Below are 18,185 nucleotides of genomic sequence, written 5' to 3'. Positions count from 1 at the left end.
GTCAAGGCACTGCGTGGTTGACGAAATACACGCCGTGCGGCGAGCGCCCGACCGGAATCAGCTTGATCACCTTGCGGCTGGCGACATCAATCACGGCAACCTTCTTGATCCAGCGCAGCGTGGCCCACAGGGTCTTGCCATCGGCAGTCAGTTCCATGCAGTCCGGACCTCCCGGCACGTTGATCGTACCGACATTTTCCAGTTTGATCATGTCGATGATATTGATTGAATTCGACACCCGGTTCGAGACAAACATGTGGCGACCATCGTTCATCGATTGAAAATTATGCGTGCCGGCGCCAGCCTTGATGCGCTTGACGGTTTTTTGCTTGCGCCAGTCGATGACTTCGACGTAATCGCTGCCCATGATGCCAACCAGCAGATATTGCCCGTCCGGCGTGAGTGCAATTCCGGCAGGAAGCTTGCCCACCGGCATGGTCCACTTGACGGCCTGGGTGGCCAGATCGATGGCGCTGATCTGGTCGCTGCCCTGCTGCGTGATGAAAACGGTGCTGCTGTCGGCGGTGAAGGCCATGTGGCTGGGCAGCTTGGGCAGCGCAATGCGCTTGGCCAGCTTCATGTCGCGGCCATCGTAATGGTAAATGTCGACGCGATCGAGCCTTAGCGCATTGGCAACGAACCATTTCTGGTCGGGCGAGAAGCCGATCTGGTACGGATCGGCAATGTCCTTGATGCTGCGCTGGATACGTCCGGTCACCGGATCGAGGAAAATCAGCTGGTCGCCGGTGGCGCTAGCGACGATCAGCGATTTGTTGTCAGGAGTCGCCATCAGATGGTGCGGCTCCTTGCCGACAGAAAACGTGTCGATCTCCTTAAATGTGTCCTGATCGATCAGGCTGACTGTCGCGTCGCGCGAATTGAGCACCACCACGACGCTGGACTGTGCCGGCGTCGCGCACAACAGCGCCAGCAGGACCGCACCACAACTACCGAATTGACGAAGCATGAACACCACTTGTAGAAGAAGAAAACGTGATGCATTTTACCGCGTCGCCCCTGTCTACGAAGACTTAAATCAGTATCGCGGTCATTCCCGGGTGTCCTGCTACAATCGGCGGGCCCAGACAACTTTTGCAAGGAAATTATCATGACGATGACCATGTTGGCCTCAGGCCTGCAATACGAAGACACCCAGGTCGGCAGCGGCGACGAAGCCAAGGCCGGCAACCATGTCAGCGTGCACTACACCGGCTGGCTGCAAAAACCGGACGGCACTGCCGGCAGCAAATTCGATTCCAGCAAGGATCGCAACGATCCGTTCAACTTCCCGCTCGGCGCAGGCCACGTCATCAAGGGTTGGGACGAAGGCGTGCAAGGCATGAAAGTCGGCGGTAGCCGTACCCTGATCATCCCTGCAGCACTCGGATACGGCGCCCGCGGCGCTGGCGGCGCGATTCCGCCCAATGCGACCCTGATTTTCGAAGTTGAGCTGCTGGGCGTATGAAGACCCTTCAGGCAACCGCACTGGCGGGCGTCATGGCATTGGCGCTGGCTGCCGGTGTGTGTCAGGCACAAAGCGTCGCTGCGGCTGCCGACGGCAAAACGCTCATCAGCACCCCGTCCGGTCTGCAATACAAGGAAGTCAAACCTGGCACCGGCGCGGCGGCCAAGTCCGGCGCGCGTGTGACGGTGCACTACACCGGCTGGTTGCAGAATCCGGATGGCAGCGCCGGCCTGAAGTTTGATTCGAGCCGCGACCGCAACGAGCCGTTCAAGTTCGTGCTGGGCGCCGGCAATGTCATCAAGGGCTGGGATGAAGGCGTGCAAGGCATGCGGGTGGGCGGACAGCGCCGGCTCGTGATTCCGGCCGCACTGGGCTACGGTCAACGTGGCGCAGGTGGTGTCATTCCGCCCAATGCAGTGTTGATTTTCGATGTTGAACTGTTGGGCGTATAAAGAAGCAGTATTTGGCTAACCGCGTTCCTCTTCCGGAGAAAATGATGACACTGCAAGCGCAATTTGACCAGGCCATGGCGGATTCGAAGAATCTGGAAGAACGTCCTGACAACATGACCATGCTGAAGATGTACGGCCTGTTCAAGCAAGCCAGCAAAGGCGATGTCGACGGCGAACGCCCCGGCTTTACTGACATGGTCGGCCGGGCCAAGTGGGATGCCTGGAACGAACTCAAGGGCACCTCGAAAGACGCCGCGATGAAAGAATATATTGCGCTGATCGAAGAACTGAAGGACTAGCCAGCGTCGGCGCCGAACACCTTGGCCATGTTGCGCGCGACCTTTTCCTGAATCATCGGCGCGAACGATTTCAGCATGAAGCCCAGCGTGATGTCGAGCCGGGCTTCATGGTCGAATACGGCCAGCGTCCCGGCCACACCGCTGCGGGCAAAGGTCAGCACATCACCCTCCCAACTGCTGGAGATGTCGTATTGCTCGGCCATTGAATCGGCGCTGAGCTGCGCCGCCGCACGCGCCTCGACCAGACTCAGGGTGTGCGATTGCGTGATGCTGATGTCAGACATGCTGTGCCGCCTTAGTGATTGTTCGTGATGGATTCGGGATTGAGGCAGTTTGGCGGAATGCGCCCCGCCAATGCCGCCAGCAGGTTGTCGGTGGCACACTGCACCATGGCGCGCCGGGTCGGCGCCGAGGCGCTGGCGATGTGCGGCGTCAGCACGACATTGCTCAACGTCAGAAAATCGGGATGCAACGCCGGTTCGTGCTCGAACACATCCAGTCCGGCAGCAGCTACGCGCCCCGTGCGCAAGGCGGCGATCAGCGCCACATCGTCAACGATGCCGCCACGCGCAATGTTGACCAGGGTCGCCGACGGCTTCATCAACGCCAGTTCCGCAGCGCCGATGGTGTGATGGGTGGCAGCCGAGTACGGCAATACGAGCACCACATGGTCGGCCTCGCGCAACAGCGCTTCCTTGCTGCGATATGCGGCGGCGTTGGCATGCGCCTCCTGCTGCGGCGTCAGCGGCGAGCGATTGTGATAGCGCACACGCATGTCGAACCCCATCGAGCGCCGTGCGATCGCCTGACCGATCCGGCCCATCCCGATGATGCCCAGCGTGCTGCCGTGCAGGTCCGCGCCCAGGAACGCGTCGTAGCGCCATTTGTCCCAATGGCCGGCGCGCAACCAGTGCTCGGCTTCGGTGATGCGGCGCGCCGTCGCCATCAGCAAGGCCCAGCCGAAGTCGGCCGTGGTTTCGTTCAAGACGTCGGGCGTGTTGGTGACCATGATGCCGGCGGCCGTGGCGGCGGCGACGTCGATGTTGTTGTAGCCCACCGCGATATTGCAAATCGCCTTGAGCCGTGGCGATGTGGCGATCAATGCGGCACTGATGGCCTCGCTGGCCGTCACCATCACCGCATCCTTGTCGCGCATTTTTTCCTGCAGTGTCTGCGCTGAAAAAATTTCATCGGCCTGGTTCGATTCAACCTCGAACTGCGACTCCAGCCGGGCCAGCAGGTCGGGAAAGGTGGCGCGCGCGATCAGGATTTTTTGCTTGGTCATTGCCGGCAGTCTGCAAGGAAGGGGAGCAGCATTCTAGCCCGCCAGGCTGCGACGCGCCGACGAAATCGGTCGAAAGCGGCCGCCCCAAGAGGTAATTCCGGAAATTTCCGAATTTGCTTATACGCATTCTGTCTAAGCCCGGTTTGTGAGAACCCCGGAAGTACCTTAAAATACGGGTCTTTGCAAATGCGTTCCCCGGCGGCCAGCCTGCCGGCGAACCAACGCTTCCGTCTCAATTTAGTAATAGGACTGTTATGACCCACGTTGTGACCGAATCCTGCATCCAGTGCCGCTATACCGACTGCGTGGATGTATGCCCGGTGGATTGTTTTCGCGAAGGCCCGAACTTCCTGACGATCGACCCGGATGAATGCATCGACTGCGCCGTATGCGTGGCCGAATGTCCGGTCAACGCAATCTTCGCCGAAGAAGATGTGCCCGCCGACCAGCAGCAATTCATCAAGCTCAACATCGATCTGGCGCGCAGCTGGCCGTCGATCACGAAAACCAAGGCCGCTCTGCCCGAAGCCGAGCAATTCAAGGATGTGGAAAAGAAGCTGCATCTGCTCAAACGCTGACCGCCCGCACGCCAGCCACACCACTGATGACCGAAGCCGCCGACACCCTTGTCTGGCGGTTTTTTGAACCACCCCACGAAACAGGAAGCACACCGTCGTATGGACACCAGCGCCAGCCTTGATTCCGGAGCGATCGCCTCCGCAGCCATCCCCGTTGCCCAATTCGCACCAATCATCGAGACCGATGCCGTCATTATCGGCGGCGGTCCGGTCGGCCTGTTCCAGGTGTTCGAGCTGGGACTGCTCGAGATCAAGGCCCATGTCATTGATTCCCTGCCCAGCGTCGGCGGCCAATGCGTCGAGCTGTATCCGGACAAACCGATTTACGACATCCCGGCCGTACCGGTCTGCACCGGTCAGGAACTGACCGACAATCTGTTGAAACAGATCGAGCCGTTCGGACCGACCTTCCACCTGAACCAGGAAGTCACGCTGGTTGAAAAGCGCGACGATGGCCGCTTCAATCTGGAAACCTCGACCGGCACGCGCTTCCTCACCAAAACCATTTTCATCGCCGCCGGTGTCGGCTCCTTCCAGCCGCGCACCCTGAAAGTCGACGGCATTGAGCAGTTTCAGGATAGTCAGCTGTTTTACCGCGTCAAGGATCCGGCGCGCTTCGACGGCAAGAACATCGTCATCTGCGGTGGCGGCGATTCGGCGCTCGACTGGGCCCTGAATTTCGTCGGCAAGGCCGAATCGGTGGTACTGCTGCATCGGCGCGACGAGTTCCGCGCAGCACCCGCCTCGGTCGCCAGGATGAAGCAGTTGTGCGAAGACTACGCGATGCAGTTCGTCATCGGTCAGGTCACCGGGTTCGAAGCTGATGAGGCCGGCGTGATGAATCACATCAAGGTTGCCGGCGCCGATGGCGTCACCCGTCGCATGCCGCTCGATTACCTGCTGGTGTTTTTCGGGCTGTCGCCAAAACTCGGACCGATTGCCGATTGGGGCCTCGAGATCGAGCGCAAGCAGTTGAAGGTGGGTACCGAGAAGTTCGAAACCAACGTGCCGGGTATTTTTGCCGTTGGCGACATCAACACCTATCCCGGTAAAAAGAAACTGATCCTGTCCGGCTTCCATGAAGCGGCACTGGCCGCCTTCGGTGCAGCGCCCTATATTTTCCCTGACAAGAAAATCCACATGCAATACACCACGACCTCGCCCAAGCTGCACAAGATCCTGGGCGTCGAAAGTCCGGTTTTCGATTAAATCCGGCAATATTCAAACAAGGCACGGGCGCATAAAAGGCGCACCGTGCTTTTTTTTTGGAAAGTGGCATACTGCATCAGACCGAACCCGACGATGAACATCATCACCGTTACAACAGTTTGCTTTTTTGTGATTGCATCGCCGATTCGGTGGCTACATATTGGATTTGTCTGGCACGCGCTGCACGAATTGTCAGCAAATGCCAGACCGCACGACCAAACCTTGGCAAGACGCCAATGCGACTATTGGTTTATATGATTATCGGGCACCGAATTCACACAGGGAATCCGCTGATCTGGTCTATGATGCGTTGCAACAAGGTGAGTCTGTATTGTTGGAGTCACGGTATTTTTTTACGAGGCCACTATGCTCTACCACTTGCATGAACTGAACCGCACCTTCATCAACCCGCTGATCCAGTGGGCTGAAGCCTCGGCAAAACTGTTCACCAATCCTGTCTCTCCGCTGGCGCACTCGCCGTTCGCGCAGCGCATCGCTGCCGGGTACGAATTGATGTACCGGCTGGGAAAAGATTACGAAAAACCAAAATTCGACCTGACATCGACCACCGTGAATGGCAAACCGTGCGGAGTTGTTGAGGAACCGGCCGAGATCAAGCCATTCTGCACGTTGCTGCACTTTGCAAAGAATGTCACCACCAGCGAGCGGGCCAAACTGAAACAGCCAACCGTGCTGCTGGTCGCGCCACTGTCCGGCCATCATTCGACGCTGCTGCGTGACACCGTGCGGGCGCTGTTGCCGGAACATGATGTCTACATCACCGACTGGACCGATGCCCGCATGGTGCCGATGTCGGAAGGCGCGTTCCATCTGCATGACTACATTTATTACGTGCAGGACTTCATCCGCCTGCTGGGTCCTGATGTGCATGTGATCTCGGTCTGCCAGCCAACCGTGCCAGTGCTGGCTGCAATTGCATTGATGGCCACGGCCAAGGATCCGAAGCTGCCAAAGACGATGACGATGATGGGCGGACCGATCGACCCGCGCAAATCGCCTACCGAAGTGAACAATCTGGCGACCAAGAAACCCTTTTCGTGGTTTGAAAACACCGTCATCTACAGCGTGCCGGCCAACTATCCAGGCTCCGGCCGCAAGGTCTATCCGGGCTTCCTGCAGCATGCCGGGTTTGTCGCAATGAACCCGCGCCGGCACGCGCAAAGCCACTGGGACTTCTACATGCATCTGCGCGAAGGCGACGATGCATCGGCCGAAGAGCACCGCAAGTTTTACGACGAGTACAACGCCGTGCTCGACATGCCGTCCGAGTATTACCTCGACACGATCAAGACCGTGTTTCAGGATTTCAATCTGCCGATGGGCACCTGGGAAGTCGAAGGCAAGCTGGTGCGGCCGCAGGACATCAAGACCGTCGCGCTGTTCACGGTCGAGGGCGAGCTCGATGATATCTCCGGCGCTGGCCAGACCCAGGCCGCGCATACGCTGTGCAGTGGCATTCCGGACAACATGAAGCAGGATTTCGTGGCGCCGCAGTGCGGCCACTACGGCATTTTTGCCGGTCGTCGCTGGCGCGAAGTGATTTGCCCGAAGATCACCGAGTTCATCAAGGAACACGCCTGATCCGACGCACGTCGCGACAAAGCCGTTCACCCTCGGGTTGAACGGCTTTTTTATTTGGTGCGGCATGCAATTGCCGGGATAATGTATTTTTTGAAACTGAATGGCTCCCGTGCCGCACGTTCCCGCCCCCACCCTCGCCGATCGCATCGAAGACCTGCTGCCGCAAACCCAGTGCACCAAATGCGGCTATGCCGGCTGCCGCCCCTATGCCGAGGCAATTGCCGACGGCAGCGCCGCCATCAATCAATGCCCGCCTGGCGGCAGCGAAGGCATCGCGCGGCTGGCGCACCTGCTTGGCCGCCCGGTGATTGCCCTCAATCCGGCCAATGGCGTGGAACGGCCGCGCACGGTGGCGGTGATCGATGAGGCACTCTGCATCGGCTGCACACTCTGCATCCAGGCCTGTCCGGTCGATGCCATCCTGGGCGCGGCCAAACAGATGCACACTGTGTTGGGCGACCTGTGCACCGGTTGTGACCTGTGCGTGGCGCCCTGCCCGGTGGATTGCATTGCGATGGTGCCGGTGACCACCACCACCGGTTGGCAGGCATGGACGCAACAGCAGGCCGACGAGGCCCGTGCACGCCACGATTTTCGCAGCGCGCGCCTGCAGCGCGAGCGCCACGAGAACGATGCGCGACTGCTGGCCAAGGCCGCTGCCAAACTCAGGGAGGTCGAGGCCGAACCGACGCTGTCGGCAGAAGCGCTGGCCGAGCGCGATCGCAAGCGGGCCATCATCCAGGCCGCCATCGAACGGGCCCGCATCAAGCGCGAGCAAGTGGAATGAACACCGCCAAGCGCCACCAGCTGTTTGCCCGCCTGCGCGAGGCCAATCCCCATCCGACCACCGAACTGGCCTACACCACGCCGTTCGAACTGCTGATTGCGGTACTGCTGTCGGCGCAGGCCACCGACGTATCGGTCAACAAGGCCACGCGCAAGCTGTACCCGGTTGCGAATACGCCGGCGAGCATGCTTGCACTCGGCGTCGAGGGGCTGATCCCCTATCTGCAAACCATCGGCCTGTTTCGCAACAAGGCGAAAAATGTCATCGAGACCTGTCGACTGATTCTGGCCGAACATGGCGGCGAAGTCCCGCGCACCCGCGTCGCCCTGGAAGCCTTGCCAGGTGTCGGGCGCAAGACCGCCAACGTGGTCCTGAACACGGCCTTCGGCGAACCGACCATCGCGGTCGACACCCACATTTTTCGCGTGTCCAACCGCACCGGTCTGGCGCCAGGCAAGGACGTCGATGCGGTTGAACAGAAACTGATGAAAGTCGTGCCGCGTGAGTTTTTGCTCGACGCCCATCACTGGCTGATCCTGCACGGCCGCTACACCTGCATCGCGCGCACGCCCAAGTGCTGGAACTGCATGCTGGCCGATCTCTGCGACTATCGCGACAAAACCCCGACACCGACCAAGGCCATCTGATGAGCGACGATCACAAGCATAGCCATACCGAGCACCACTTTGAATCCAGCGACCGCGTGCGCGATATCGTGCTCGGCATGGCTGATGGCTTGACGGTGCCGTTCGCGCTGGCCGCAGGCATCTCCGGCGCGGCGGTCAGCATCGACATCGTGATCACGGCCGGGCTGGCGGAAATCGCCGCAGGTTCGATCGCCATGGGCCTGGGCGGCTATCTGGCCGGGCGCAGCGAACATCAGCATTATTTTGCCGAACGCACCCGCGAAGAGCAGGAGATCCAGCGCGTGCCGCATCGCGAACGCGCCGAAGTCGTCGAGATCATGGCGAAGTACGGCGTGACTGCCAGCGAATGCGCTCCGCTGCTGGCAGGCCTGGAACGCAACCCGACTGCATGGCGCGACTTCATGATGCGGTTCGAACTGGGACTGGAAGAACCGAATGCCGCATCGGCACGCAAAAGCGCGCTGACGATTGCGCTGTCCTACATCGTCGGCGGCATGATTCCGCTGTCACCCTACATGCTGGTGCGCGACCAGCCGCAAACCGCATTGGCCGTCTCGACCGTTGTGACACTGCTGGCGCTGTTCGGCTTCGGCTATCTGAAGGGACGCTTCACCGGCACTGGCGCGTTCCGTTCGGCGCTGCAGACACTCATCATTGGCGGCCTGGCCGCGGGCGTGGCATTTGGCGTGGCGCGGGCGATCTCCTGAACGGACGTGCGCGCCGTCGGTGACGCTACAGCACCTGACAGGCTTGCTCGAACGTCAGCCGCGGTGAGCGCGGGAACAGTTTGGTGGCATCGCCGTGACCGAGGCTGCAAACAAAATTGACCTTGATGGTGGTGCCGGCGAAAAACGCCGCATTCAGTTTGTCCGCGTCGAATCCGGACATCGGACCGCAATCCAGGCCGAGCGCGCGCGCGGCAAGAATGAAGTAGCCGCCCTGCAGCGACGAATTGCGAAAGGCGGTGGCATCGATCATCGGCTGATTGCCGACGAACCAGGCCTTGGCATCGGCGTGCGGGAACAGCTCGGGCAGCTTGTCGTAAAACGCCATGTCCATCCCGATGATCGCGGTCACTGGCGCCGCCCGGGTCTTGTCGGCGTTCCCCGGGGACATGCAGGCGGCCAGCTTTGCCCTGGCGGCCTCGGACTGCACAAACACGATCCGCGCCGGCGAACAATTGGCGGATGTCGGTGCCCATTTCATCAGGTTGTACAGTTGTTCCAGTTGCGCTTGTGGAACCGGTTCCTCGAGCCAGACATTGTGGGTGCGGGCCGTGACGAACAGGGTATCAAGTGCGGCTTGATCAAGCATTGGGGACTCCCGAAAAAATCAGTGAGCCACATCATAGTCACGATCGCCCGACTGCGTATGTCCGCCGGGCCACGTACAATCGCACTTTTCAAAGAGCCAGACGACCAATCATGTTCAATCCGTCACAGGATGAGGTCCGGCGCTTTTTTTGCGCCACCTTCGACAAGCACCAGCGCCAGGGCATCCTGTCACCGCTCGAAGCCATCGCGCGCGACTGGATTGTGCAGCATCCCGAATATGCCGACACGCTGTCCGACGCGGAGGCGGCCGTGGCAATGGATTTTACGGTCGAGCGCGGCCAGAGCAATCCCTTCCTGCACCTGTCGATGCACCTGTCGATTGCCGAGCAGGTGTCGATCGACCAGCCGCCGGGTATCCGCATGGCGTTTCTGGCACTGGCACGCCGGCTCGATTCGGAACACGAGGCCCACCATCAAATCATGGAATGCCTTGGCGAGATGATGTGGACGGCGCAGCGCAGCGGCCTGCCACCGGACGGGGCGGCGTACATCGAGTGCGTGAAACGGCGCGCCCAATAAAAAAGCCACGGAATCCGTGGCTTTTTTCATGCGCGAAGAAGAACCGCCTTATTTAACCCTGGCGAGCGATCCCGGCAGGCTGGCAAGGTAGGCCGACACATCGGCGATGTCCTTGTCGGTCAGTGGCTTGGCCATGCCGCCCATGATGGCGTGGCTGCGGCCGTTCATCGCATCGCCACCGCGCTTGTAGGCGGTCAGTGCATGCGCCAGATAATCGGCATGCTGGCCGGCGATGCGCGGATAGGTCGGATCGATCGGGCTGTTGAAATCAGCGCCGTGGCACGAGGCACAACCGTATTTGACGGTGACTGCCTTGCCACTGTCGATATTGCCGCCAGCGCTGGCATGCAACGACACCGCACTGCACAGCACGAAGGCCGCGCCTGTGAGAATCTTGTTCATGTCTGGTTGTCCTTATTTCTTTTGCGAATAGTAAGCGGCGAGATCGGCCATGTCCTGGTCCGACAGGCTGCCTGCAATGCCACGCATCGACGGATGCTTGCGGTCGCCCTTGCGATACGCCTTGAGCGCGCTTTCAATGTACTTGGCAGACTGGCCGCCAATCATCGGCACCGAATACACCTCCGGATAACTGGCCTTGTAGCCGGCGATACCGTGGCAGCCGATGCATTGCGCGATGTTTTTTTCTGCGGCTTTTGGATCACCAACGAGGTCTGCTGCTGCAGCGACATTGGCCAGTCCGGCCAGCACAAGAAGTGCAAGTAGTTTTTTCATGTTTGCCAGGATAATTAATGCGAAACTCAGTGCGAAATCCGCGCGGTGCAGTGCAGTACCGATGCCACGCCGGGCTGTTGATGCCCCCGCTTGCCCGTGCCACTCGGCATCAAAACCCCCGGATTCTACCGCAAGAAACGGCCTTCGTGCACCCCTGCCGACCCACCGACCCCGCTTTTCGCGCAGTCCGGCGCAAACCGGTTCTCGCTTATACTCGTTTTCATTTACAAACGGACCCGCTACCGCCATGCCACCAGTTACCCGCTTCGAAGGCTCTTCCAGTTATGTCGCCACCGGCGACCTGAAACTTGCGGTCAATGCCGCGCTGACATTGCAACGGCCGTTGTTGATCAAGGGCGAGCCCGGTACCGGGAAAACCATGCTGGCCGAAGAAGTCGCCGCGGCGCTGGGCATGCCACTGATGCAATGGCATATCAAGTCGACCACCAAGGCGCAGCAGGGCCTGTACGAATACGATGCGGTGTCGCGCCTGCGCGATTCGCAACTCGGCGACGAACGCATCAAGGATATCCAGAATTACATCGTCAAGGGCGTGCTCTGGCAAGCCTTTACCGCCGACCAGCAGGTCGTGTTGCTGATCGACGAGATCGACAAGGCCGACATCGAATTTCCGAACGATCTGCTGCGCGAACTCGACCGCATGGAATTCTATGTCTATGAAACGCGCGAGCTGATCAAGGCCAGGCATCGCCCGCTGGTGATCATTACCTCGAATAACGAAAAGGAATTGCCGGACGCCTTTCTGCGCCGCTGCTTTTTCCACTACATCAAGTTCCCTGACAAGGACACGATGCAGCAAATCGTCGACGTGCACTACCCCACCCTGAAAAAGGATTTGCTGGCGCAGGCGCTGCAAACGTTTTATGAAGTGCGCGACGTGCCCGGCCTGAAAAAGAAACCCTCGACCTCCGAATTGCTCGACTGGCTCAAGTTGCTGCTGGCCGAAGACATTCCGCCCGAGGCGCTGCGCAGCAAGGATGCCAAGTCGATCGTGCCGCCGCTGCACGGCGCGCTGCTGAAGAACGAGCAGGATGTGCATCTGTTCGAGCGGCTGGTGTTCATGTCCCGGACCAATCGATAAATGAAGGCGCTCAGCCCCGTCACGCTGGAATTCAACGGCCTGCGGCTGGAGCCGATGACGCGCGCGCATGCCGCCGACCTGGCGCTGGCGGCCGCTGACGGCGAGCTCTGGAACCTGCACGTGACCTCGGTGCCGGCCCCCGGCGAAGAAGCCGCCTACATCGACAAGGCGCTGCAGGATAGCGCCCGGTTGCCGTGGGTGGTACGCGACATCGCCAGCGGCAAGGTGATCGGCAGCACCAGTTTTCACGACATGGTTCCCGCCATTGGCCGGGTCGAAATCGGCTACACGTGGTACGGCAAATCCTGGCAGCGCAGTCATGTCAACACCAGTTGCAAGCTGCTGCTGCTCGGCCATGCCTTCGACACGCTCGGTTGTGCAGTGGTCGGTTTTCGGACCGACCATCTGAACCATGCCTCTCAGGCCGCCATCGTCCGCTTGGGCGCACAGCGCGACGGCACGCTGCGTCACCACGCGCTGCGCCGCGATGGCAGCGTGCGCGACACCGTGATGTTCAGCATCCTCGCCGGCGAGTGGCCTGCCATCAAGGCAGGCCTGCAGCAAAAACTCCAACGCTATCGCGGAGACTGATCATGCTGATCGACTTTTTCTTCACGCTCAAGGACGCCAAAATTCCGGTCTCGATCAAGGAATTCCTGATCCTGCTCGAAGCCATGCAAAAGAACGTGATCAGCAATTCGCTGGATGAATTTTATTACCTGTCGCGCATCACGCTGGTCAAGGACGAGGCCCATTTCGACAAGTTCGACCAGGCCTTCGGCATGTACTTCAAGGGCATCGATGCGATCTTCGAGAAGCACCCGGAGATCCCGCTGGACTGGCTGGCCAAGCGCATGCAGCGTGAACTGACCGATGAGCAGAAAGCCGCGCTGGAAAAATTCGGCTACGACAAGCTGATGGACCGGCTCAAGGAGCTGTTGGCCGAGCAGAAGGAACGCCACGAAGGCGGCAACAAGTGGATTGGCACCGGCGGCACCTCGCCATTCGGCAATGGCGGCCAGAATCCGGAAGGCATCCGCATCGGCGGCGAAGGCGGCAACCGGACTGCGGTGAAGGTCTGGGAAGCGCGCAGCTACCGCGATTACGACGCCGAACGCGAACTGGGCACGCGCAATATCAAGGTCGCGCTACGCCGCCTGCGCAAGTTTGCGCGCGAAGGCCTGGATGAAGAACTGGCGCTGGATGCGACCATCCGCGCCACCGCCAACAACGCCGGATTCCTCGACATCAAGATGCAGCCCGAGCGCAAGAACAAGATCAAGGTGCTGATGCTGCTCGACGTCGGCGGCAGCATGGACGACCACATCGCGCGCACCGAGGAATTGTTCTCGGCCTCCAAGACCGAATTCAAGAACATGGAGTTCTTTTACTTCCACAACTGCGTCTACGACTATCTGTGGAAGCACAACCGCCGGCGCCACGCCGAGCGGTTTCCGACCTGGGACATCCTGCGCAAGTATCCGGCCGACACCAAGCTGATCTTCGTGGGCGACGCCACCATGAGTCCGTATGAGGTGCTGCAGCCGGGTGGCTCGGTCGAGTATGACAATCCCGAAGCCGGTGCAACCTGGCTGGCGCGCTTCACCCAGACCTTCCCGAAATTCATCTGGCTCAATCCGGAACCGGAGGGCTTGTGGCAGTACCGGCAGTCGATTGCGGTGATCAAGCAGATCATGAACAACCGCATGTTCCCGGTGACGATCGAGGGTCTCGAGCGCGGCATGCGCTTGCTGAGCAAGTAAGCGCGCCGCGGGTCGTGCCTCAGTCCGGCCTGCCGCCGCAGCGCAGTGCCAGCAATGTCAGCCAGCGATCGGCGCTGCCGGCGTCGCTGCAGCAGGTGGCGAAATCGGTGACCGTGCGGGCGGCACGTTCCAGCAGTTGAATGTCGGCCTCATGCTGGCGCGCCACGTGCGGGTCTTCGAGGAACAGCACGCGGCGGCATTGCCGGTTCAGGATGCGCTCCGCAATTTGCGCATCGCCGCCCATCGGGCCGCTCAGGTAGGGCTTGACCCAGTTGCGGCCGGCTTCCTGCCCAAGCATCTTTTGTGCAAGGCCATTCAGCAAGCCCCCCGTGGTGCCGGTCGCGCAGCGCGATGCAAACCGGTTGAGCAAGTCGAAATGGCGCTCGGCCAACTCCAGCAGGCGCGGCTTCATCGCATCGTGCGCGATCAGGGCGATGGCCTCATTGGCCGGATCGAACATGCCGTCGAGCGAGCGATCGGGCGCGGCGCCGGTGGCGATGGCTTCCAGTTCGAGCCATTCGCGCGCGCCGGCCAGCGTCGACAGAAACGGCTTGCCGTGGATTACGCACTGGCGCTTGAGCGCCAGTGCTTCGGGAAAATTCGACGACGGATCGACCGGATCGATCAGGTAGATCACCGCATCCAGCGCGCGCACCGGGTCGGGATCGACCACCCGCGAGACCAGCATCATCAGCCCGCCTTCGCGCCCGTACGGAAAGCGCTCGATCGACGGGTAATCGGCCAGCAGGCGGTGGCGCTGCATCGCATCCAGGGTGCGTCCGACCACTACCAGTTGCGGTCGCAGATGGGTCTCGATCGCAGCTTTGCCATCCTGCAGCAAACGCACCAGCGCGGAATCCGCATCGTCCTGATGGCTTCGGTTGGCGGCCAGTCCGATACGGTACTGCGGCGTTGTCAGGGGCATGGTCGCTCAGTGGGTGAATGGCGTGGAATTGCCGCGCGCCAGCAGGTGCGCGCGGCTCCAGTCTACAGGGAGATTTCGGTGCCGAGCCGTTTCAGGAATTGCGCCAGCCATTGCGGATGGGCTGGCCAGGCCGGCGCCGTGATGAAATTGCCATCCGTGACCGCCTGGTCGACTTCGATGTTGGCATACTCGCCGCCGGCCAGCCGCACTTCCGGCGCGCAGGCGGGATAGGCCGAAATTCGTTTGCCGCGAATCACGTCGGCAGCGGCCAGCAGCTGCGCGCCATGGCAGACGGCTGCAATCGGTTTGTCGGCGGCGGCAAACTCGCGCACGATGGCGATCACGCGCTCGTTCAGGCGCAGGTATTCCGGCGCCCGCCCGCCGGCAATCATCAGGGCATCGTAGTTGCCGACCTGGACATCGTCGAAGCTGGCATTGAGTGCGAACAGGTGGCCCGGCTTTTCGGTGTAGGTCTGGTCGCCTTCGAAATCATGGATCGCGGTCTTGATCTTGTCGCCGCTCTTCTTGCCGGGGCAGACCGCGTGCACCGTGTGGCCTACCATTTGCAGTGCCTGAAAAGGCACCATCGTTTCATAATCTTCCGCAAAATCGCCTGTCAAGAACAGGATTTTCCTGGCTGCCATGTGAGTCTCCCGTGAACAATGCTTCAATGGAACCAGCCCGACCGGACTGGTCTGTGCCGTTGATCTTAGCGCGTATCCGCAAAGGCCCCTGGGGATCGCGTCGTCATCCTTGTCGCCGCACAAGCGGTGTGCACGACCATCAGAACGCTTGGCGCCGGGCCTCAGCCAGCCAGCCGAGGCCATCCTCGGTGCGCCCGCGCGGCCGATATTCACAGCCAATCCAACCCGCATAGCCCAGTTCGTCGAGCAACCGGAACAGGAACGGATAATTGACTTCGCCGTCATCCGGTTCGTTGCGCGCCGGGACGCTGGCTATCTGCACATGGCCGATGGCGTCGATATGCTTGCGCAGCGTCGTGGCCAGATCGCCCTCCGAGATCTGCGCGTGATAAAAATCCATTTGCACCTGCACGTTCGGCGCGCCGCATTCGAGGCGCAGCGCATGCGCCTGGCGCTGCGAAGCGAGGAAATACCCCGGCATGTCGCGACCGTTGATCGGCTCGATCAGCAGCGCCAGTCCGTGCGCGCCGACCGCCGCGGCCGCATGGCGCAGGTTGCGCACATACGCGTCATGATGCGGGCCCAGGTCGGCGCCTGCCGGGACCAGCCCGGCCATCATGTGCACGCGCGGCGTGCCAAGGGCCAGCGCATACTTGATCGCGAGCGCCACGCCCGCCTCGAACTCTTCTTCCCGGCCGGGCAACGCCGCAATGCCGCGCTCGCCGGCAGCCCAGTCGCCCGGCGGCAGGTTGAACAGCACGTTCTCGAGCGCGTTGTGCTGCAGCCATGCAGCGACGTCCTGTGCAGGATGGTCATACGGGAACAGGAATTCAACTGCCGTGAAGCCGGCCGCGGCGGCTGCCGCAAAGCGCTCCGGGAACGCGACTTCGTTGAACATCATGGTCAGATTGGCGGCAAATTTTGGCACGGCGTGGCTCCTTTATTTTGTTGTCGGCACTGCGACCTCAATGGCATTGAATCGGCCGGGGATGCCCCAATCTGCCGGCTATGATGAAACTTCAACTCAACTGGAAGAAACCCCTTTTCTACGTCCTGTTGCCGATATTCTTCGTCATGATCTTTCTGGGCTTCCCGATGCCGGTGGCGCCGCCGCCGTCGATGAAGGCCAAGCAGGAACAATCGGTTCCCGAGAAGAAGCGCAAGAAACGATCGCGCCTCTAAGGCGCTCCCGTCCGGGGGTCAATCCGCTTCGCGCAGCAGCCGCATCCCGACCAGCGTATAGCGTGTCTCGGGTGAATTCCAGTTGCGGAACGACGAGCGCGCGTACAGCGCCCAGGTATGCCACGAACCGCCGCGCCGCACCCGCACCACGCCTGTGGCTGGTCCCTGCGGATCATTCTCGGGCGAGCGCGCGTAGTAATTCTCATCGTGCCAGTCGCCGGTCCATTCCCACGCGTTGCCATGCATGTCGTACAGCCCGAAGGCGTTTGGTGCAAAGCTGCCTACCGGCGCGGTGAAGGCAAAGCCGTCGTGCCCGGTCAGCGCATACGACGACCACTTTTCCCAATTGACCCTGGCGTCGGCATCAAACACGTTCGCCACCGTCAGCAGCGATTGCGGATCATCGCCGCTGTGGTAGCGCGTGCGGGTGCCGGCGCGGGCGGCGTATTCCCATTCGGCTTCGGTTGGCAGGCGGTAGGTTTTTCCCTCGGTCTTGCTGAGCCACTGCGCCAGCGCCACCGCGTCGTTCCAGGTGACGTTGACGACCGGGTGCTCGTCGGTTTGCGGAAAACCCGGATTGCGCCACGAGTAGCGCGGATTGCGTCCTTCGAAGGCATCGCCGCGCACGGTCGTGGCCGGATCGTAGGCCGGGTTGTAACCGTAGCCTCCTGTGCCGTCGGCCTCGGCTTCCGGCACATAGCCGGAGGCGGCGACAAAGCGCCGGAACTGGCCCACCGTGACCTCGTGCTGGCCAAGATAAAACGGGTGCGTGATCCGGACCTTGTGCGCCGGCGCTTCGTCGCCGAGTTTGAGAAAGCGCGACCGATCGTATTGCGGATAGGCCTTGGCCAGGGAGTCGGGGCTCTCGTCGCTGCCCATGACGAAGTCACCGGCGGGGATCAGCACGAGCTGCATGCCGATTGCGTTGCGCACGATTGGCGGAGCATTGGCCGGCAGGTCGGCTGAGTGTGCCGATGTGACCAGAAGAAGAAATAAAACGAGCGTTGGAATGCGCATGGTGATTCCGGAAAAAGTGGGACAGCGAAGCAATGGGATTGCAATTGGAACGCGCAGCGATGATAAGCGCAGTCCGGCTTGCTGGCAATCCGGTGGGAATGGAACCGGCTACGCTGCCACCGCCACCCAATGGACTCGGTAATTTAACTTGCTGCGGCGACGCGGCATGGCCCACCTCGTTATACACAAGTGCGCCCCACCCACGCCACACGAGAATTCCCGCATACGTTCAATAAATTAGCGCATCCCTTGTAAACTGGGCAGAAATCGCGTTTACTCTCGTCTTTTGGGTGGCCCAATTGACAACCAAATCGGCAGTGTGGACGGACACGGAATTCGGGCAACTCGATCTGGGCGATGCACGCCTGGACAAGCGAGCGAGGATATTGATGGAACGACTGGCGGCAGAACCGACCTTGAGTGTGCCCAAGGCCTGCAATGGCTGGGGCGAGACGATGGCAGCGTACCGATTCTTTGCCAATGAAAGCGTGGACTGGCGTGCGCTGCTGGAGCCGCACTGGCAGCAAACCCAGGTGCGCATGTGTGCGCAAGCGGTCGTGCTGTGTCTGCAGGATACGACCGAACTCAATTTCAACGGCCAGCAGACACGCGGCCTGGGGCCGTTGAGTTATGAAGCGCA

The 18,185-nt window shown here is 60.8% G+C and carries 25 protein-coding genes; 15 read left to right on the top strand and 10 right to left on the bottom strand.

The window, feature by feature from the left end; genetic code table 11:
* Position 1: 1 nt before the first annotated feature.
* Positions 2 to 967: a YVTN family beta-propeller repeat protein gene (locus tag RCH09_RS01820; RefSeq protein ID WP_326939325.1), complete on the bottom strand. Its 966-nt coding sequence runs from the start codon at positions 965 to 967 to the stop codon at positions 2 to 4.
* A 141-nt stretch (positions 968 to 1,108) separates the two neighbouring features.
* Here RCH09_RS01820 and RCH09_RS01815 point away from each other — a divergent pair, with 141 nt between their 5' ends.
* Genes RCH09_RS01815 through RCH09_RS01805 form a run of 3 tightly spaced genes read left to right on the top strand, consistent with a single transcriptional unit; the run spans position 1,109 to position 2,216 of the window.
* The gene (locus RCH09_RS01815) at positions 1,109 to 1,465 is read left to right on the top strand and encodes an FKBP-type peptidyl-prolyl cis-trans isomerase (RefSeq protein WP_326939324.1); all 357 of its coding nucleotides are present in this window, start codon (positions 1,109 to 1,111) and stop codon (positions 1,463 to 1,465) included.
* Positions 1,466 to 1,497: 32 nt separating this feature from the next.
* A complete protein-coding gene (locus RCH09_RS01810) occupies positions 1,498 to 1,917 on the top strand; it encodes an FKBP-type peptidyl-prolyl cis-trans isomerase (protein ID WP_326939598.1) in 420 nt (139 codons plus the stop codon).
* 44 nt (positions 1,918 to 1,961) lie between these two features.
* Positions 1,962 to 2,216 (top strand): acyl-CoA-binding protein, encoded by a 255-nt coding sequence (locus RCH09_RS01805; RefSeq protein WP_326939323.1) that lies wholly within the window; start codon positions 1,962 to 1,964, stop codon positions 2,214 to 2,216.
* On the opposite strand, the gene RCH09_RS01800 is transcribed toward RCH09_RS01805, so the two are convergent.
* Together RCH09_RS01800 and RCH09_RS01795 are read right to left on the bottom strand one after the other, a co-directional pair.
* On the bottom strand, positions 2,213 to 2,500 hold the full coding sequence (locus RCH09_RS01800) for a polyhydroxyalkanoic acid system family protein (protein ID WP_326939322.1): 288 nt from the start codon (positions 2,498 to 2,500) through the stop codon (positions 2,213 to 2,215). The two genes, RCH09_RS01805 and RCH09_RS01800, sit on opposite strands and share 4 nt — an antisense overlap.
* Before the next feature lie 11 nt (positions 2,501 to 2,511).
* Positions 2,512 to 3,501 (bottom strand): 2-hydroxyacid dehydrogenase, encoded by a 990-nt coding sequence (locus RCH09_RS01795; protein WP_326939321.1) that lies wholly within the window; start codon positions 3,499 to 3,501, stop codon positions 2,512 to 2,514.
* 254 nt (positions 3,502 to 3,755) lie between these two features.
* Here RCH09_RS01795 and fdxA point away from each other — a divergent pair, with 254 nt between their 5' ends.
* From fdxA to RCH09_RS01765, 6 genes are all read left to right on the top strand, one after another.
* A complete protein-coding gene (gene fdxA / locus RCH09_RS01790; RefSeq protein WP_326939320.1) occupies positions 3,756 to 4,079 on the top strand; it encodes a ferredoxin FdxA in 324 nt (107 codons plus the stop codon).
* A 99-nt stretch (positions 4,080 to 4,178) separates the two neighbouring features.
* Positions 4,179 to 5,288 carry an NAD(P)/FAD-dependent oxidoreductase gene (locus RCH09_RS01785; protein ID WP_326939319.1) on the top strand — a complete coding sequence of 370 codons (1,110 nt, stop codon included), beginning with the start codon at positions 4,179 to 4,181 and terminating at the stop codon, positions 5,286 to 5,288.
* 366 nt (positions 5,289 to 5,654) lie between these two features.
* Positions 5,655 to 6,890, top strand: coding sequence for a polyhydroxyalkanoate depolymerase (locus tag RCH09_RS01780; protein WP_326939318.1), 1,236 nt, complete (start codon positions 5,655 to 5,657; stop codon positions 6,888 to 6,890).
* Positions 6,891 to 6,999: 109 nt separating this feature from the next.
* On the top strand, positions 7,000 to 7,677 hold the full coding sequence (rsxB, locus tag RCH09_RS01775; RefSeq protein WP_326939317.1) for an electron transport complex subunit RsxB: 678 nt from the start codon (positions 7,000 to 7,002) through the stop codon (positions 7,675 to 7,677).
* On the top strand, positions 7,674 to 8,324 hold the full coding sequence (nth, locus tag RCH09_RS01770) for an endonuclease III (RefSeq protein ID WP_326939315.1): 651 nt from the start codon (positions 7,674 to 7,676) through the stop codon (positions 8,322 to 8,324). The genes rsxB and nth overlap by 4 nt, the downstream gene beginning before the upstream one ends.
* A complete protein-coding gene (locus RCH09_RS01765; protein ID WP_326939314.1) occupies positions 8,324 to 9,031 on the top strand; it encodes a VIT1/CCC1 transporter family protein in 708 nt (235 codons plus the stop codon). The genes nth and RCH09_RS01765 overlap by 1 nt, the downstream gene beginning before the upstream one ends.
* A gap of 25 nt (positions 9,032 to 9,056) precedes the next feature.
* On the opposite strand, the gene RCH09_RS01760 is transcribed toward RCH09_RS01765, so the two are convergent.
* Positions 9,057 to 9,638: a malonic semialdehyde reductase gene (locus tag RCH09_RS01760; protein WP_326939313.1), complete on the bottom strand. Its 582-nt coding sequence runs from the start codon at positions 9,636 to 9,638 to the stop codon at positions 9,057 to 9,059.
* Positions 9,639 to 9,748: 110 nt separating this feature from the next.
* Between RCH09_RS01760 and RCH09_RS01755 the strand changes: the two genes are divergently transcribed.
* A complete protein-coding gene (locus RCH09_RS01755) occupies positions 9,749 to 10,177 on the top strand; it encodes a DUF1841 family protein (RefSeq protein WP_326939312.1) in 429 nt (142 codons plus the stop codon).
* Positions 10,178 to 10,225: 48 nt separating this feature from the next.
* On the opposite strand, the gene RCH09_RS01750 is transcribed toward RCH09_RS01755, so the two are convergent.
* Both RCH09_RS01750 and RCH09_RS01745 read right to left on the bottom strand, forming a co-directional pair.
* Entirely contained in the window at positions 10,226 to 10,579 is a 354-nt protein-coding gene (locus RCH09_RS01750; RefSeq protein ID WP_326939311.1) for a c-type cytochrome, read from the bottom strand.
* 12 nt (positions 10,580 to 10,591) lie between these two features.
* Positions 10,592 to 10,912: a c-type cytochrome gene (locus tag RCH09_RS01745; protein WP_326939310.1), complete on the bottom strand. Its 321-nt coding sequence runs from the start codon at positions 10,910 to 10,912 to the stop codon at positions 10,592 to 10,594.
* Positions 10,913 to 11,159: 247 nt separating this feature from the next.
* Here RCH09_RS01745 and RCH09_RS01740 point away from each other — a divergent pair, with 247 nt between their 5' ends.
* The 3 genes from RCH09_RS01740 to RCH09_RS01730 are packed head-to-tail and all read left to right on the top strand — an operon-like array spanning position 11,160 to position 13,777.
* Positions 11,160 to 12,014: an AAA family ATPase gene (locus RCH09_RS01740; RefSeq protein WP_326939309.1), complete on the top strand. Its 855-nt coding sequence runs from the start codon at positions 11,160 to 11,162 to the stop codon at positions 12,012 to 12,014.
* The gene (locus RCH09_RS01735; RefSeq protein WP_326939308.1) at positions 12,015 to 12,605 is read left to right on the top strand and encodes a GNAT family N-acetyltransferase; all 591 of its coding nucleotides are present in this window, start codon (positions 12,015 to 12,017) and stop codon (positions 12,603 to 12,605) included.
* 2 nt (positions 12,606 to 12,607) lie between these two features.
* Positions 12,608 to 13,777 carry a vWA domain-containing protein gene (locus tag RCH09_RS01730; protein WP_326939307.1) on the top strand — a complete coding sequence of 390 codons (1,170 nt, stop codon included), beginning with the start codon at positions 12,608 to 12,610 and terminating at the stop codon, positions 13,775 to 13,777.
* Between the two features lie 19 nt (positions 13,778 to 13,796).
* Here RCH09_RS01730 and RCH09_RS01725 read toward each other — a convergent pair whose 3' ends face one another.
* The 3 genes from RCH09_RS01725 to otnI form a co-directional block, all read right to left on the bottom strand.
* Entirely contained in the window at positions 13,797 to 14,702 is a 906-nt protein-coding gene (locus RCH09_RS01725; protein WP_326939306.1) for a methylglyoxal synthase, read from the bottom strand.
* Between the two features lie 62 nt (positions 14,703 to 14,764).
* Positions 14,765 to 15,346 (bottom strand): DJ-1/PfpI family protein, encoded by a 582-nt coding sequence (locus RCH09_RS01720; RefSeq protein ID WP_326939305.1) that lies wholly within the window; start codon positions 15,344 to 15,346, stop codon positions 14,765 to 14,767.
* Between the two features lie 139 nt (positions 15,347 to 15,485).
* The gene (gene otnI, locus RCH09_RS01715; RefSeq protein WP_326939304.1) at positions 15,486 to 16,274 is read right to left on the bottom strand and encodes a 2-oxo-tetronate isomerase; all 789 of its coding nucleotides are present in this window, start codon (positions 16,272 to 16,274) and stop codon (positions 15,486 to 15,488) included.
* A gap of 83 nt (positions 16,275 to 16,357) precedes the next feature.
* Here otnI and RCH09_RS01710 point away from each other — a divergent pair, with 83 nt between their 5' ends.
* Positions 16,358 to 16,528 carry a hypothetical protein gene (locus RCH09_RS01710; RefSeq protein WP_326939303.1) on the top strand — a complete coding sequence of 57 codons (171 nt, stop codon included), beginning with the start codon at positions 16,358 to 16,360 and terminating at the stop codon, positions 16,526 to 16,528.
* Positions 16,529 to 16,546: 18 nt separating this feature from the next.
* Here RCH09_RS01710 and RCH09_RS01705 read toward each other — a convergent pair whose 3' ends face one another.
* Positions 16,547 to 17,545, bottom strand: a complete 999-nt coding sequence (locus RCH09_RS01705) for a formylglycine-generating enzyme family protein (protein ID WP_326939302.1) — start codon at positions 17,543 to 17,545, stop codon at positions 16,547 to 16,549.
* 299 nt (positions 17,546 to 17,844) lie between these two features.
* On the opposite strand from RCH09_RS01705, the gene RCH09_RS01700 reads away from it, so the two are divergent.
* Positions 17,845 to 18,185, top strand: a 341-nt coding sequence (locus RCH09_RS01700) for an IS4/Tn5 family transposase DNA-binding protein (RefSeq protein ID WP_442784991.1), incomplete at its 3' end; no start/stop codon positions are given.

The organism is Actimicrobium sp. GrIS 1.19 (assembly GCF_035984655.1).
Lineage (GTDB): Bacteria > Pseudomonadota > Gammaproteobacteria > Burkholderiales > Burkholderiaceae_D > Actimicrobium.
This window is presented reverse-complemented; position numbering and strand designations above follow the sequence as displayed.